This window comes from Streptomyces thermodiastaticus, assembly GCF_014656135.1.
In the GTDB taxonomy this organism is placed as follows: domain Bacteria; phylum Actinomycetota; class Actinomycetes; order Streptomycetales; family Streptomycetaceae; genus Streptomyces; species Streptomyces thermodiastaticus.
Genome location: NZ_BNBV01000011.1, coordinates 141,596 through 156,432 on the forward strand (window position 1 = coordinate 141,596; position 14,837 = coordinate 156,432).

The following is a 14,837-nucleotide window of genomic DNA, read 5'->3' on the forward strand; positions in this document are numbered from 1 at the left end:
TCCCGCTTCCGCTCCTGCTCCCGCTTCAACCCCAGCTGCTCCTGTTCCTGCTCCTGCTCACGCCCCCGCCCCTGCCCCCGCTCCGGACCCGTCGCAGGGCCCCGCATCCCTCTCCGACGCCGACCCTCGTGCGGTCGCCGTGCTGGCCTCGCTCCGTCGCGTCGATCCGCGTCTCGTCCTGTCCGAGAAGGAGGCCGCGCGTCTGGCGCCGGCCGTCGCCCAGTGGCTCGCGGCCGGTGTGACACCCCAGCAGATCACCGCGCAGCTGACCACGGGGCTCCCCGACCGCTTCCTGGCCCGCCCGGCGGGCATCCTCGCCTACCGCCTCCGGGAGACTCCCCTGCCCGCACCGCCTCCGGGCCCGTACGCGGAGAGCAGCCCCCGCCCGGCCGTGCCGCCGCCCTTCCAGACCTGCGACGGTTGTGAGCGGGCGTTCCGCGCGCATGCGCCCGGGCGCTGCCGCGACTGCCGTCAGCACGAGGGCAGCCCCTCCGTCGCCGCCTGACGGCGGCCGCCCAGGGCACTGGTCCGATACCCAGGCACTGGAATGGCGGGCCGGCCGGCGCTCGGACCGGCGCGCCGACCGCAGGCGCGGGAGGAGTCGCGGGCCGAACAGCATGACCTGGACGACGTCGACCGCGATCCGATCGCGCTGCGAGGCTCCACGCACCACCAGCTCGGCTTCGTCAGTCCAGATGTGCGCGGTGCGCTCCATCGGCCGGTTCCTCCCGGACGAGGCGCTTCAGGCGCCGTGGCCCGGCTCGGCCGATGCTGCCGGCGGGCAGGGCGGGGCCGCGGCCGGTCCCCCTGTTCCGGTCGCGGCCCCGCGAGGGTGTGGCTCACGTCCTGCGCCGTCTCCCGCTACTTCGGGTCGCGGGCGAACAGGGACGTGGACCAGAGGTAGCCGAGTACCGCAAGGCCCAGGCACCAGGTCACGGCGAGCCAGCCGTTGTGGCCGATCCCGGTGCCGAGGAGCAGGCCGCGCAGGGTCTCGATGGCCGGGGTGAAGGGCTGGTACTCGGCGACCGGCCGGAACCAGCCCGGCATCGCGTCGACCGGGACGAAGGCGCTGGACAGGAGCGGGAGGATCATCAGCGGCAGGGCGGCGTTGCTTGCGCTCTCGGGGTTCGGGCTGGACAGGCCCATGCCCACCGCGATCCAGGTGAGCGCCAGGGAGACGAGCGTCAGCAGTCCGATCGCCAGCAGCCACTCCACGGCTGTGGCATCCGTGGTCCTGAAGCCGACCGCCACCGCGACCGCCCCGACGAGCAGCACGCTCATCACACACTGCAGCACACTGCCCACGACGTGCCCGATGAGCACCGCCCCTCGGTGGATCGCCAGCGTGCGGAAGCGGGCGATGATGCCCTCCGTCATATCCATGGCGACGGACACGGCGCTGCCGATCGTGGTGCTGCCGATGGTCAGCAGCAGGATGCCCGGGACGAGATAGGCGACGTACTCGGAGCGGTCCGCTCCGCCGCCCCCGATGCCGGCGCTCATCACGTCGCCGAAGACGTAGACGAAGAGCAGGAGCAGCATGACCGGCGTGAGCAGCAGGTTCAGCGTCAGCGACGGATAGCGGCGGGTGTGCAGGAGGGTGCGCCGCAGCATCGTGGACGAGTCACGCACGGCGAGGGCGAGAGAGCTCATCGGGTGGCCTCCTTGGGCTGCTGGGGCACGCCGTCCTCGCCGGTCAGGGCGAAGAACACGTCGTCCAGGTCCGGTGTGTGCACGGTCAGTTCGCCGGCCTCGACGCCGGCCGCGTCGAGGCGGTCGAGGAGCAAGCGCAGTGCGCGCTGGCTGCCGTCGCTGGGGATCCGCAGGGTGAGGGCCGCGTCGTCGCGCTGCGGTGCGCGCAGGGCGGACGCGGCGTTCTCGTAGGCCACCGGGTCGGTGAAGCGGAGGCGGACGTGCCCTCCGGGGACCAGCCGCTTCAGTTCGTCCGCGGTGCCTTCGGCGGCGATCCGGCCGTCGTTCAGCACCGCGATACGGTCGGCGAGTTCGTCGGCCTCCTCCAGGTACTGGGTGGTGAGGAAGACGGTGACGCCGCCGGAGACCAGCTCGCGGACGATCTGCCACATGGAGTGCCGGGATCGCGGGTCGAGGCCGGTGGTCGGCTCGTCGAGGAAGACGATCCGCGGATTTCCGACCAGGGTCATGGCGATGTCGAGGCGGCGTTTCATGCCGCCGGAGTAGGTGGAGACGGGCTTCTTCGCGGCGTCGGTGAGATCGAAGCGTTCCAGCAGTCCGGCGACGACGCGGCGGCCCTCCCGCTTCGGCAGGTGGTGCAGGTCCGCCATCAGCCGCATGTTCTCCTCGCCGGTGATCAGACCGTCGACCGCGGAGAACTGGCCGGTGACCCCGATGGCGGCGCGTACAGCCTGCGCCTCGGTGGTGAGGTCGTGGCCCGCGATCCGGGCCTGCCCGCCGTCCGCGGAGACGAGCGTGGTGAGGATCTTGACGGTGGTGGTCTTGCCGGCGCCGTTCGGGCCGAGCAGCGCGAACACGGAGCCGGCCGGGACGCTCAGGTCGATGCCGTCGAGGACGGTCTTGTCACCGTAGGACTTGCGCAGACCGGTGGCGGAGATGGCGGGGGGCGGCTGCGGAGCACCCTCCCGGCTGGACGTGGGCATGACAGACGGACCCATGGGACCCTCCGTTGTGAAGGCTGGGGTGGGGCGGGGTGCGGCCGGCGGTCAGGCCCGGGCGCGGCGGACGTCGATGTTGCCGTACTCGGTGCGGGCGTAGATCTCGACCGTGTCCTCGGTCTCCTGCGGCGCGTCGGACGCGGTGAGCGCGTTGCGCACCTGGCCGGAGCCGGAGCCGGCGTCGAGCCAGGCGGCCGTGCCCTCGCGGACCCCGACCTCGATGGCGCCGTACTTCGTCTCCAGCCGGACGGCGCCGCGGGCGACCTCGGCCACGCGGACGGTGCCGTGGGCCGTGGTGACGGTGAGCGAGTCCTCGGCGCGGTCGATGCTGATGTCGCCGTGGGCGCCGCTCACCCGCGCCTCGCCGGTCACGGCACCGACGGTGGTGGTGCCGTGGGAGTTCTTCAGGACGGCGGCGCCGTCGACGAGGCCGACGCGCAGGCTGCCGGAGCTGGTGGTGATCTCGGCCGCGCCCTCGACCCGGTCCACGGTGATCGAGCCGTGCGAGGCGGTCAGGTTCAGCGGGCCGGTCGTCTCCAGGCGAGCGTCGCCGGCGGAGGTGTTCACCCGGACCTCGCCGAGCCGGCCCTCGCCGAACACCTGGGTCCAGGCGCCGGTCATGTCGATGCGCGAGCCCGTGGGCAGGTCGACCGTCACGTCGACGACGCCGGTACGGCCGAGACCGAACAGGCTGGGCTTGGGCGTCGTCACGGTGAGGACCCCGCCCGCGCAGGTGACGTCGGTGCGGTCGGCCGTCCGCACGTCCAGGTCCCTCTTCGGGTCGCGGGGCCGCACCTCGACCACGGTGTCGAGGCGGTCGCTCGCGGTGAACTGGATGGAACCGGCCTCCACCCGTGCGGTGACCGCGATCGGTGCGGGGGTGTCGAAAGAAGGCATGGCTGTCCCGTCCTCCTGAGTCTGCAGGGCGTCCCCGCTGGTGGGACGTGGTGTGAATGACGTCGTACGGGCGTGGGAGCGGCTAGCGCACCCACCCGGTGAAGCTCTGGCCGACGCTCTGGCTCCTCGTCGCCGGACGAGGCCGCGCGCCGCCTTCCACCGCGGCGGACACCGCGCGCACCAGCCACGCGTTGACCGAGAGACCCTCACGGCTCGCGGCCTCCTCGGCGCGGGCCTTGAGGGCGGCCGGAAGACGCAGGTTGATCCGGGCCGTGCCACCCTCGTCGCCGTCGGCCGGGGCCCTGAGCGGTTCGGCGGGTGCGGCCGGTTCCGCGGGCGGGGCGCCATAGGCGGGCGGCGGGGTCACCACGAAGTCGGGGTCGAGCCCGCGCAGCCGTACGTCGACCGAGCCGGGGGCGAGCTCACGGGTGATCTCGTCCATGGCGGCCGAGAGCACGTTGAGCAGGGTCAGCCGGGTCGCCGACTCCAGAGGAGCCGTGAGCCGCTCGGCCAGCTCGCGTGCTTCGTCACCGCCGGCTTCGGCGGCCACCGCGAGTTCGCGGCGGAGCGTTTCGACATACGGCGTCAGATCCATGACGCCATAGTGGCACCACTATGGCGTCATGCGCAAGCCCGGCGAGCCATCCCGCGTCGGGTGAGCCCGCCCGGTCCGCGTCCGGCCCGGCGAGGGCGTCACACGCGATCCGGGCGCCGAGGGACACCATGCGCACTCTGGAGGCCACCGCGGCACCACGTGGCACCAAGTGGCACCATGCAATGCCCGGTGGTGCCATGTGTGCGCCATCGGCACCGGCCGCCGAGCGTCTTCCTCACCACGCGGCCGCCGCCGGGGCGTCCGGCTGCTGCGGCCGCCGTTCCGGCGCCGTCCGTACGGCGAGCACCATGGTGAGGCCGCCGCCGGGTGTGTCCTCGGCATGCAGGCTGCCGCCGATGGCCTGGGCGAAGCCTCGTGCCACGGCGAGGCCGAGCCCGACGCCGTTGCCCCGCGGGACGTCGCCGTAGCGCTGGAAGGGTTCGAAGATGCGGGACTTGGCCTCGTCCGGGACGCCCGGACCACGGTCCACGACCCGGACCTCCACCCGGTCGGCTATGGCACTCGCCGAGACCAGGACCCGCTCCCCCGGCGGGCTGTACTTCACAGCGTTCTCCACGATGTTGGCGACCGACCGCTCCAGCAGGCCGCGGTCGACGTACACCATGGGCAGGGTCTCGGGCACGTCCAGCTCCACGCTGTCCTCGGGGACGCCGCCCAGCGCCATCGGGATGACCTCGTCGAGATCGGTCTCCCGGATGAGGGGCGTAAGGGTGCCGGTCTGGAGACGGGACATGTCGAGCAGGTTGCCGACGAGGTGGTCGAGGCGGTCGGCGCCGTCCTCGATCGCCTCCAGGAGTTCGGCCTGGTCGTCCTCGGACCATTCCACCTCGTCCGTGCGCAGGGAGGTGACAGCGGCCTTGATGCTCGCGAGCGGGGTGCGCAGGTCGTGGCTGACGGCGGCGAGCAGGGCGGTGCGGATGCGGTTGCCCTCGGCGAGTTTCTGCGCCTCGTCGGCCTTGCGCTGAAGGCGCTGCCGGTCCACGACGACCGCCGCCTGAGCGGCGAACGCGGCCAGCACACGGCGGTCCTCGGCCGGCAGGACACGGCCCGACAGGGCCAGTGCCATGTGGTCGCCGACCGGGACGTCGACGTCCGCCTCGTCGGGAACGGCGCACGGCCGGGGGCCGACGCTGCCGGCGCAGGTCCAGGGTGCGAGGTCGCCCTCGCGTTCCAGCAGCGCCACCGACTCCATGCCGAAGGTCTCGCGGACCCGTTCCAGCAGGGCGTCGAGACTGGTCTCACCGCGCAGCACATGGCCGGCGAGGAAGGAGAGGATCTCCGACTCGGCGCGCAGCCGGGCCGCCTGGTGGGTGCGCCGCGCGGCGAGGTCCACCACGGACGCGACGGACACGGCGACACCGAAGAACACCGCGATGGCCACGATGTTCTTCGGGTCGGCGATGGTCCAGGTGTGGGCCGGCGGAGTGAAGTACCAGTTCAGCAGGGCGGATCCGACCACCGCGGAGGCCAGCGCCGGGAAGAGCCCGCCGAGCAGGGCCGCCGCCACGGTCATGGTCAGGAACAGCAGCATGTCGTTGGCGAGCCCCACACCGGGCAGGACGGAGTTCAGGAGCCACGTCAGCGGCACCGGTCCGCCGACGCCGGTCAGCCAGCCCCACAGCAGCCGGGTCCGGCCGAGCCGCGCGCCCCGGGGAGCGACGGGCAGCCCGCGGCCCTTGCCCACCTCGTCGTGGGTGACGAGGTGGACGTCCAGGTCGGGACCCGACTCGCGGGCCACCGTGGCGCCGACACCGGGCCCGACGATGTACTGCCAGCCCTTGCGGCGGGAGGCACCGAGCACGATCTGGGTCGCGTTGACGCCGCGCGCGAAGTCCAGCAGGGCGGCAGGTATGTCGTCGCCGACGACATGGTGGAAGGTGCCGCCCAGGTCCTCCACCAGCGTGCGCTGGACGGCCAGCTCCTTCGGCGATGCCGAGGTCAGGCCGTCGCTGCGGGAGATGTACACGGCCAGCACCTCGCCGCCCGCCCCCTTCTCCGCCAGGCGCGCGGCACGCCGGATGAGGGTGCGCCCCTCCGGGCCGCCGGTCAGGCCGACCACGATCCGCTCGCGCGAGCCCCAGATCCTCGACACCCGGTGCTCGCTGCGGTACGCGTTCAGACACGCGTCGACCCGGTCGGCCACCCACAGCAGCGCCAGCTCGCGCAGGGCGGTGAGGTTGCCGGGGCGGAAGTAGTTGGACAGGGCCGCGTCGACCGTGTCCGGCTGGTAGATGTTGCCGTGGGCCATACGGCGGCGCAGCGCCTCGGGGGACATGTCGACCAGCTCTATCTGGTCGGCACGCCGCACGACCTCGTCGGGGACGGTCTCCCGCTGCCTCACGCCGGTGATCGACTCGACGAGGTCCCCCAGCGACTCCAGGTGCTGGATGTTGACGGTCGATATCACGTCGATGCCCGCGGCCAGCAGCTCCTCGACGTCCTGCCAGCGCTTGGCATGGCGGAAGCCGGGGATGTTCGTGTGGGCCAGCTCGTCGACGAGGGCCACCCGGGGATGGCGGGCGAGGACCGCGTCGACGTCCATCTCGGTGAAGACGCTGCCCCGGTACTCGAGCTCCTTGCGCGGGATCTGCTCCAGGCCGTGCAGCATCACCTCGGTGCGCGGCCGGCCGTGATGCTCGACGACGGCGACCACGCAGTCGGTGCCGCGCTCCACCCGACGGTGGGCCTCGGAGAGCATCGCGTAGGTCTTGCCGACGCCTGGTGCCGCGCCGAGGTAGATGCGGAGCGTGCCGCGCGCCATGGTCATCCTTCGAAGCGGTAGCCCATGCCGGGCTCGGTGATGAGATACCGCGGGTGGGACGGGTCTGCCTCCAGTTTGCGCCGCAGCTGGGCCATGTAGACGCGCAGGTAGTTGCTCTTGCTGGTCTGGGTGACGCCCCAGACCTCCTGCAGCAGCTGCTTCTGGGTGATCAGCCGGCCGGGGTTGCTGACCAGGATCTCCAGCAGATGCCACTCGGTCGGGGTGAGGCGGACGTCCCGCCCGTGCCGTACGAGCTTCTTCGCGACGAGGTCGATGGTGAAGTCGTCGGTCCTGACCTCGGCCGTCTCGGGCAGGGGCGTGGCCTCGGTGCGGCGGACCGCGGCCCGCAGCCGCGCGAGGAGCTCGTTCATGTTGAACGGCTTGGTGACATAGTCGTCCGCACCCGCGTCGAGGGCGGCGACCTTCTCGTCGGACGACTGCCGCGCGGACAGCACCAGGACGGGCACGCGGGTCCAGCCGCGCAGCGCTCGGATGACGTCGACGCCGTCCATGTCGGGCAGGCCGAGGTCCAGCAGCACCACGTCGGGCTGGCGGGCCGCCGCCAGGCGCAGCGCGGTGGCACCGTCGGGCGCGGCGTCCACACCGTACCGGCGGGCCTGGAAGTTGATCACAAGGGCCCGTACGAGTTGCGGGTCGTCCTCGACGACGAGCACCCGGGTCATGACTGTGTGCCTTTCCTGTCGTACGCCGTCCCGTCGTACGCCGGGGCCCGGTTCGCCGGGGACGGCCCGCCGCGTGACGTCATGGCGGGGGACGCCGGCCGGCCCAGGGCTGCGTTGCCGGCGGCTCCCGTGCATGGCTTGTGCTCCCCTCACTGCTTCGACACGAGGTCCTTGAGCGCGAGGTTGAGCTGAAGAACGTTGACGTGCGGCTCGCCCATGAAGCCCAGTGTGCGGCCTTCGGTGTGTTCGGCGACCAGTTTCCGCACCTGGGCGACGGGCAGCCCGTCGGCCTCGGCGACCCGTCGGACCTGGATGTCCGCGTACTGCGGGGAGATGTCCGGGTCGATGGCGGATGCCGAGCCGGTGACCGCGTCGGCGGGCACCTCCGACTCCGGTACGTTGTTGAAGGCCGCGACCTGCTCCTTGGCCTCCTTCACACTCTTCACGAGGGTCGGGTCGCTCGCGCCCAGCTGACTGGAGCCGGTGGCCAGCGGGTCGCAGTCGCTGTGGGACGGCCGTCCCTGGAACCACTTCGGGTCGGGCCTGTCGGTACCGGGCAGGTTCCAGCTCTGTCCGATCAGCTTCGAGCCGACCTCCCTGCCGTCGGCCGTCATCAGCGAGCCGTCGGCCTTGTCGTGGAAGGCGGCCTGGCCGATGCCGGTGACGGCGAGGGGGTAGACGACGCCGGCGACGACGGTGAGGACGAGCAGCATGCGCAGGGCGGCCCACATGGTGCGGCCCAGGTTCGTCCAGGAGGAGTTGTCCATGTCCGTCACCCGATCCCGGGAATGAGCGAGAGGAGCAGGTCGATGAGCTTGATGCCGATGAACGGGGCGACCAGGCCGCCGAGGCCGTAGATCCCGAGATTGCGCCGGAGCAATCTGTCCGCGCTGACCGGCCGGTAGCGCACGCCTTTCAGGGCGAGCGGCACCAGCGCGACGATGATCAGGGCGTTGAAGATCACGGCCGACAGGATCGCGGAGTCCGGCGAGGACAGACGCATGATGTTGAGCTTGTCCAGGCCGGGGTAGACCGCCGCGAACAGCGCCGGGATGATCGCGAAGTACTTCGCGACGTCGTTGGCGATGGAGAACGTCGTCAGGGCGCCCCGGGTGATCAGCAGCTGCTTGCCGATCTCGACGATCTCGATCAGCTTGGTCGGGTCGGAGTCGAGGTCGACCATGTTGCCGGCCTCCTTGGCGGCCGACGTCCCCGTGTTCATCGCCACGCCGACATCCGCCTGGGCCAGCGCCGGGGCGTCGTTGGTGCCGTCGCCCGTCATCGCGACCAGCTTGCCGCCGGCCTGCTCCCGTTTGATGAGGGCCATCTTGTCCTCGGGGGTGGCCTCGGCGAGAAAACCGTCGACGCCCGCCTCCTCGGCGATCGCCTCGGCGGTCAGCGGGTTGTCACCCGTGATCATGACGGTCTTGATCCCCATGCGGCGCAGCTGCTCGAACCGCTCGCGCATGCCGTCCTTGACGACGTCCTTGAGGTGGATGACACCGAGCACCCGAGCCCCGGCACCGTCCTGGACGGCGACCAGCAGCGGCGTGCCGCCCGCCGCGGAGAGACGGCCGGCGATGCCGGCCACGTCCTCGGCGACCGTGCCGCCCTGCTCCTCGACCCATGCGACGACCGAGGCGGTGGCGCCCTTGCGGATCCGCCTGCCGTCCACGTCGACGCCGGACATACGGGTCTGGGCGGTGAAGCCGATCCACTCGGCGCCGGCCAGCTCGCCGTGGTGGCGTTCCCGCAGCCCGTACTTCTCCTTCGCCAGGACGACGACGGAGCGGCCCTCGGGGGTCTCGTCCGCCAGGGAGGAGAGCTGGGCGGCGTCGGCGAGCTCGGCCTCGGTGGCATCGCGCACCGCCAGGAACTCGGTGGCCTGCCGGTTGCCGAGGGTGATGGTGCCGGTCTTGTCGAGCAGCAGCGTGGAGACGTCCCCGGCGGCCTCGACGGCGCGGCCGGACATCGCCAGGACATTGCGCTGGACGAGGCTGTCCATGCCCGCGATGCCGATCGCGGACAGCAGAGCGCCGATGGTGGTCGGGATCAGGCAGACCAGCAGGGCGACCAGCACGACCATGCCGAGGCGGGAACCGGCGTAGTCCGCGAACGGCGGCAGGGTCGCCACCGCCAGCAGGAAGACGATCGTCAGCGAGGCCAGCAGCATGTTCAGGGCGATCTCGTTCGGCGTCTTCTGCCGCGCCGCGCCCTCGACCAGGCCGATCATCCGGTCGAGGAACGTCTCGCCGGGGCGGGTCGTGATCCTGACGACGATCCGGTCGGACAGCACCTTCGTCCCGCCGGTCACCGCCGAGCGGTCACCGCCGGACTCGCGGATGACCGGCGCCGACTCCCCGGTGATCGCCGACTCGTCGACCGAGGCGACCCCCTCGACGACGTCTCCGTCGCCGGGTATGACGTCCCCGGCCTCGCAGACGACCAGGTCGCCGATCTTCAGCTCGGTGCCGGGGACCCGCTCCTCACGGTCTTGCGCGAGACGCCGGGCGACGGTGTCCGTCTTGGCCTTGCGCAGGGTGTCCGCCTGGGCCTTGCCGCGGCCCTCGGCGACCGCCTCCGCCAGGTTCGCGAAGATCACGGTCAGCCAGAGCCAGGCGCTGACGGTCCAGCCGAACCAGTCGCCCGGGTCGGTGCAGGAGAAGACGGTCGTGAGGACGGAGCCGACGAGGACCACGAACATCACGGGTGACTTGATCATCACCCGGGGGTCGAGCTTGCGGACGGCGTCCGGCAACGCCGTGACCAGCTGACGGGAATCGAACAGCCCGCCGGCGACCCGCCGCTCGGGCTGGGGTCCGGTGGGTGCGTCCTGACGGGACGCGAGGCAGGAAGTGGACATGGAGTCCTGCTTTTCCGTGTCGGTCTGCTGAGTGTCGGGGGTCATCACGCCAGCCCCTCGGCCAGGGGGCCCAGCGCCAGCGCCGGGAAGAACGTCAGGCCGGTGATGATCAGGATCGCGCCCACGAGAAGGCCCGTGAACAGCGGTTTCTCCGTGCGCAGGGTGCCCGCGGTGACCGGGATGGGAGCCTGCCGGGCCAGCGAGCCGGCGAGCGCGAGGACGAACACCATCGGCAGGAAGCGGCCGAGCAGCATGCACAGGCCGAGCATCGTGTTGTGGTACACGGTGTCGGCCGCGAAACCGGCGAACGCCGAACCGTTGTTGCCGGACGCGGACGTGTAGGCGTAGAGCACTTCGGAGAAGCCGTGCGCGCCGATGTTCGTCATCGACGACCGGCCCTTGCCCAGCGCCATCGCCAGTGCGGTGCCGACCAGCACCAGGGCCGGGGTGACGAGGATGAAGCAGGCGGCCAGCTTGATCTCACGGCCGCCGATCTTCTTGCCCAGGTACTCGGGGGTGCGGCCGACCATCAGGCCGGCGATGAACACCGCGACGATCGCCATGATCAGCATGCCGTAGAGGCCGGAGCCGACACCGCCCGGTGCGATCTCGCCCAGCATCATGCCGAGCAGCAGCACACCGCCCGACAGGCCGCTGAAGGAGTCGTGGGCGGCGTCGACCGCCCCCGTCGAGGTCATCGTGGTGGACACCGCGAACAGCGCGGAGTTGCCCTCCCCGAAGCGTGTCTCCTTGCCCTCCATCGCGCCGCCCGCGAGCTGCGCGGCGGTGCCCGGGTGGGCGTACTCGATCCATGTGACGGCGATCACGGCGAGGAACCAGATGGCCGCCATCGCGCCGACGATCGCGTAGCCCTGCCGGACGTTGCCGACCATCTTCCCGAAGGTGCGGGGCAGCGAGAGGGGGATCACCAGCAGCAGGAAGATCTCCAGCAGGTTCGAGAAGCCGTCGGGGTTCTCGAACGGGTGGGCGCTGTTGGCGTTGAAGAAACCGCCGCCGTTGGTGCCCAGGTCTTTGATGGCTTCCTGGGAGGCGACGGCACCGGGGCTGATGGCCTGCTTGTCCCCCGTCAGCGTGGTGACCGTGTGGATGTCGCCGAAGTTCTGGATCGCACCGCAGGCGATCAGGATCACGGCGGCGACGACCGAGACCGGGATCAGGATGCGGACAGTGCCGCGCACCAGATCGACCCAGAAGTTGCCCAGATCACCGGTGCGCGAGCGGGCGAAGCCCCGGATCAGCGTCACCGCGACGGCGATGCCGACGGCCGCGGAGACGAAATTCTGCACGGCCAGGCCCATGGTCTGGGTGACGTGGCCCATGGCCGTCTCTCCCGAGTACGACTGCCAGTTCGTATTGGACACGAAGGAGGCGGCCGTGTCGAAAGCCTGGTCCGCGGGGATCGGCCGGAAGCCGAGCGACAGCGGCAGCTTGTCCTGCACCCGCTGCATCCCGTACAGGAACAGCACACCCACCGCGGAGAAGGCGAGCACACCGCGCAGATAGGCGGGCCAGCGCATCCCGGCGTCCGGGTTCGCGCCGACCGCGCGGTAGATCCAGCGCTCGACACGCAGGTGCTTCGGGGACTGGTAGACGGCGGCCATGTAGTCGCCGAAGGGACGGTGCACGAGGACGAGCGCGCCGACCAGCGCGATCACCACGAGCACATCGGCAAGGACGGAACTCATGGCGGCGGCTCAGAACCTCTCGGGGAAGACGAGGGTCACGACGAGATAGCCCAGCAGGGCGACGGCCACGACCAGGCCGACGACGTTCTCGGCGGTCACAGCCTGCTCACCCCTTTGGCGACGGCAGCCACCAGCGCGAACACCGCGACGGTGGCGACGACGAAGGCCACATCGGCCATCGCAAGCTCCTGGATGAGGTACGGCGAAACAGGGACGGGAAGAGGAAACCTCCTCTCCGGCCGGATGCGACCGTCCCTTGACGGCTCTCATACGCCCTGACGCCCGGTCTTGACGGAACTCATACGGCCGGTGATCGGTAGCGGCCGGTGACGGCGCCGGGTCGCCTGAGACGGAGAAACCGCCGGCCCGGCACGTCCGGAGGATCGCGCCGGGCCGGCGGCACCGGTTGGTTCAGACCGTGCTGCGCTGCTTGCGACGGAGGGCGAGGCAGGTGCCCAGGGCGCCGGTGGCGAGCAGGGCGCCGGTGCCGAGGGTCAGCGGGAGGGCGGGGAACTGGTCGGTGTCCGTGGCCGCGGCGGTGTTCTGCATCGCCGGTCCAGGGGTGATGGTGGTGGAGACGGGTGCCACGTGCGGGATCGGGCCGATGTGCCGGATGGAGCCGTCCGCGTTCAGCAGCACCTGCTTGTTGTTGGGGTGCCGGAAGTCGAACATGCCCAGCAGGGAGCCGGCCGTGGCGTCGAATGAGTGGTCGCCGATGCGGCCGGTGTGCCAGTTGTCCTCGATGAAGCGGGTGATGGACGCCTGGGTCGTCAGGGTGTGGTCGACGCTGTTGACCTTGCTGTACGGGGAGATGACGAGCAGCGGCTGCCGGGTGCCCGGGCCGCAGCGGTCCGCGTAGCCGCCGGCCGCCTTCGGGCCCTTCTGGCAGGCCGGGCTGTCGGTGGCCTTGCCGTTGGAGCCGAGCGAGGTGTCCTTGGAGCCGTTGCGGGGCGTCACGAAGGCGTGGTCGTACCAGCCGTCGGAGTCGTCGTAGGCGATCACGATCGCGGTGGAGTTCCACTGCGGTGAACTCTGGATCGCGTTGATCTCCTGCACCAGGAAGTGCTGTTCGTCGATCGGGTCCGAGTAGCCGGCGTGACCGTCCTGGTACTCGCCGGCCTTGACGAAGCTGACGGCCGGGAGCTTGCCCGCCTTGAGCGCGGCGGAGAAGTCGGTCAGGTCGTAGTTGTGGTTGGCCTGGCCGCCGTGGCCGATCTCGTCGACGTTCTTCGGCGGCAGGTGGTGCGGGTTGGACGTCGACTTGTAGTAGGCGAACGGGTTGTGGTGCGGGCTGTAGTCGACGGCGGCGGCACCGCCGATGTTGGTGTGCGTGGTCCCGCACGTGGCGTAGGAGGTGCTGTCGCCGTTCCACGGGGTGGAGGGGCGGAAGCCGCCCTGGAACCAGCCCCAGGTCACCTTCTTGGCATCGAGGAGGTCACCGATGTTCTTGCCCTGCATCGCGGCGAGCGCGTTGCCGCTGGTGTGATTGTTGTCGGCGCAGTCGTCGTAGGCGGGGTCGGGGTCGTTGACGACCGTGCCGACGCCCTTGGCGTCCGGGGACTTGACCGTGGACGGGTCCGGCGTCGACGTCTGACGGGGGTTTTCGGTGCCGGACTTCGGGTCCACGGAGACGACACCGTGCGTCTGGCCCGAGATCAGGTTCAGTGCGCCGGGCGTGGAGGGTCCGTAGACCGAGCCGTAGGAGCGGTCGCTCATCGCGTACTGCTGGGCGTAGTTCCACAGCGCGGTGACGGTGTTGCCGTCGTAGTAGTCCATCACCAGGCCCGGCTCGCCGAACAGGCCGCCGCTGCACTTGTCGACCTCGGTGTTCTGCACGAACTGGTCGGCCCTGCCGCCGTTGTAGGCGTACTGCTCGGGACCGTAGGAGTGGTTCTGGTCGCAGGTCAGGGCCTGCGAGGGGGTGAGCCTCTTGGGCGCGTACTGGTTGGGGTTCTTCGTCAGCAGCCCGGCGTGCGCGAGGGTGTCGATGTTCTTCGGGGTCTTCTTCGACGCCGTGAACGTCGTGCCGTCGGTGTTCGCGGCCTTCGGGTAGGTGGCGAAGTAGTGGTCGAAGGAGACGTTCTCGTCGTAGAGCACGACGAGATGCTGGATCGGTGTGGCCGTGCCCGCGTCCGGGTGACCGCCATGTCCTGCGGGTGCCGCCCAGGTGGGCGCCGCCCCGCCGAGAACCGCCAGCGCGGCGGCACCGGCCAGGGCCCCCGCTTTCCTCACCACTGTCCGTCTGCTTCTGCCGGCCATGCTCTTCGACTCCTTCACACACGCGCGGTTGTCGCACGACAACGGCTACCGATGCTTGGTGAGGAGCGCGGCGTCCCGGCGGAGCGGGCATGGCGTGCCGGTGAACACCCGGTCATGGCGGACATATCAAACCTTGACCTGGTATTGACCCATCCAGCCCTTGTCGTCGGGGCGGGCTCAGGTCAGCAGGGCCCGGCCGTAGAAGTCCTCGGTGTCCCGCACGCCGGGAAGCAGGAAGAAGTAGCCGCCGCCGAACGGCGTGATGTAGTCGGTGAGTGGCTCTCCGGCCAGACGCTTCTGGACGGTTTCGAACTGCCGGGCCACGTCCTGCTGGTAGCAGCAGAACAGCAGGCCCATGTCGAGGTTGCCGTTGGTGTCCGTGCCCCGGTCGTAGTTGTAGG

General features: G+C 70.8%; 12 protein-coding genes and 1 pseudogene. 1 reads left to right on the forward strand and 12 read right to left on the reverse strand.

Features of this window, described 5'->3' with window-relative positions:
* Positions 1–139 precede the first annotated feature (139 nt).
* Entirely contained in the window at positions 140–505 is a 366-nt protein-coding gene (locus tag IE286_RS13260) for a hypothetical protein (protein WP_373312696.1), read from the forward strand.
* A gap of 356 nt (positions 506–861) precedes the next feature.
* On the opposite strand, the gene IE286_RS13265 is transcribed toward IE286_RS13260, so the two are convergent.
* The 12 genes and pseudogenes from IE286_RS13265 to IE286_RS13320 all read right to left on the reverse strand — a co-directional run.
* Complete coding sequence (locus IE286_RS13265; protein ID WP_189796882.1) at positions 862–1,653, reverse strand: ABC transporter permease; 792 nt, start codon at positions 1,651–1,653, stop codon at positions 862–864.
* Positions 1,650–2,651 carry an ATP-binding cassette domain-containing protein gene (locus IE286_RS13270; protein WP_229862567.1) on the reverse strand — a complete coding sequence of 334 codons (1,002 nt, stop codon included), beginning with the start codon at positions 2,649–2,651 and terminating at the stop codon, positions 1,650–1,652. The genes IE286_RS13265 and IE286_RS13270 overlap by 4 nt, the downstream gene beginning before the upstream one ends.
* 48 nt (positions 2,652–2,699) lie before the next feature.
* A complete protein-coding gene (locus tag IE286_RS13275; RefSeq protein ID WP_189796883.1) occupies positions 2,700–3,548 on the reverse strand; it encodes a DUF4097 family beta strand repeat-containing protein in 849 nt (282 codons plus the stop codon).
* Between the two features lie 82 nt (positions 3,549–3,630).
* The gene (locus tag IE286_RS13280) at positions 3,631–4,143 is read right to left on the reverse strand and encodes a toxin-antitoxin system HicB family antitoxin (RefSeq protein WP_189796884.1); all 513 of its coding nucleotides are present in this window, start codon (positions 4,141–4,143) and stop codon (positions 3,631–3,633) included.
* 235 nt (positions 4,144–4,378) lie between these two features.
* A complete protein-coding gene (locus IE286_RS13285; protein ID WP_189796885.1) occupies positions 4,379–6,925 on the reverse strand; it encodes a DUF4118 domain-containing protein in 2,547 nt (848 codons plus the stop codon).
* A gap of 2 nt (positions 6,926–6,927) precedes the next feature.
* Positions 6,928–7,608 (reverse strand): response regulator, encoded by a 681-nt coding sequence (locus IE286_RS13290; RefSeq protein ID WP_189796886.1) that lies wholly within the window; start codon positions 7,606–7,608, stop codon positions 6,928–6,930.
* Between the two features lie 149 nt (positions 7,609–7,757).
* Positions 7,758–8,375 carry a potassium-transporting ATPase subunit KdpC gene (gene kdpC / locus IE286_RS13295; RefSeq protein ID WP_189796887.1) on the reverse strand — a complete coding sequence of 206 codons (618 nt, stop codon included), beginning with the start codon at positions 8,373–8,375 and terminating at the stop codon, positions 7,758–7,760.
* A gap of 5 nt (positions 8,376–8,380) precedes the next feature.
* A complete protein-coding gene (kdpB, locus tag IE286_RS13300) occupies positions 8,381–10,471 on the reverse strand; it encodes a potassium-transporting ATPase subunit KdpB (RefSeq protein WP_229862630.1) in 2,091 nt (696 codons plus the stop codon).
* 44 nt (positions 10,472–10,515) lie between these two features.
* A complete protein-coding gene (kdpA, locus tag IE286_RS13305) occupies positions 10,516–12,177 on the reverse strand; it encodes a potassium-transporting ATPase subunit KdpA (protein WP_189796889.1) in 1,662 nt (553 codons plus the stop codon).
* A gap of 9 nt (positions 12,178–12,186) precedes the next feature.
* A complete protein-coding gene (kdpF, locus tag IE286_RS13310; RefSeq protein WP_189796890.1) occupies positions 12,187–12,276 on the reverse strand; it encodes a K(+)-transporting ATPase subunit F in 90 nt (29 codons plus the stop codon).
* A gap of 312 nt (positions 12,277–12,588) precedes the next feature.
* Positions 12,589–14,436 carry a phospholipase C gene (locus IE286_RS13315; protein ID WP_189796891.1) on the reverse strand — a complete coding sequence of 616 codons (1,848 nt, stop codon included), beginning with the start codon at positions 14,434–14,436 and terminating at the stop codon, positions 12,589–12,591.
* A gap of 177 nt (positions 14,437–14,613) precedes the next feature.
* Positions 14,614–14,837: pseudogene (locus IE286_RS13320) on the reverse strand (Dyp-type peroxidase domain-containing protein); the annotation flags it as partial.

Excerpts from the sequence above, each read along its gene's own strand:
- IE286_RS13265 (WP_189796882.1), bottom strand. The coding sequence starts at position 1,653 with ATGAGCTCTCTCGCCCTCGCCGTGCGTGACTCGTCCACGATGCTGCGG.
- IE286_RS13270 (WP_229862567.1), bottom strand. The coding sequence starts at position 2,651 with ATGGGTCCGTCTGTCATGCCCACGTCCAGCCGGGAGGGTGCTCCGCAG.
- IE286_RS13275 (WP_189796883.1), bottom strand. The coding sequence starts at position 3,548 with ATGCCTTCTTTCGACACCCCCGCACCGATCGCGGTCACCGCACGGGTG.
- IE286_RS13280 (WP_189796884.1), bottom strand. The coding sequence starts at position 4,143 with ATGGATCTGACGCCGTATGTCGAAACGCTCCGCCGCGAACTCGCGGTG.
- IE286_RS13285 (WP_189796885.1), bottom strand. The coding sequence starts at position 6,925 with ATGGCGCGCGGCACGCTCCGCATCTACCTCGGCGCGGCACCAGGCGTC.
- IE286_RS13290 (WP_189796886.1), bottom strand. The coding sequence starts at position 7,608 with ATGACCCGGGTGCTCGTCGTCGAGGACGACCCGCAACTCGTACGGGCC.
- kdpC (WP_189796887.1), bottom strand. The coding sequence starts at position 8,375 with ATGGACAACTCCTCCTGGACGAACCTGGGCCGCACCATGTGGGCCGCC.
- kdpB (WP_229862630.1), bottom strand. The coding sequence starts at position 10,471 with ATGTCCACTTCCTGCCTCGCGTCCCGTCAGGACGCACCCACCGGACCC.
- kdpA (WP_189796889.1), bottom strand. The coding sequence starts at position 12,177 with ATGAGTTCCGTCCTTGCCGATGTGCTCGTGGTGATCGCGCTGGTCGGC.
- IE286_RS13315 (WP_189796891.1), bottom strand. The coding sequence starts at position 14,436 with ATGGCCGGCAGAAGCAGACGGACAGTGGTGAGGAAAGCGGGGGCCCTG.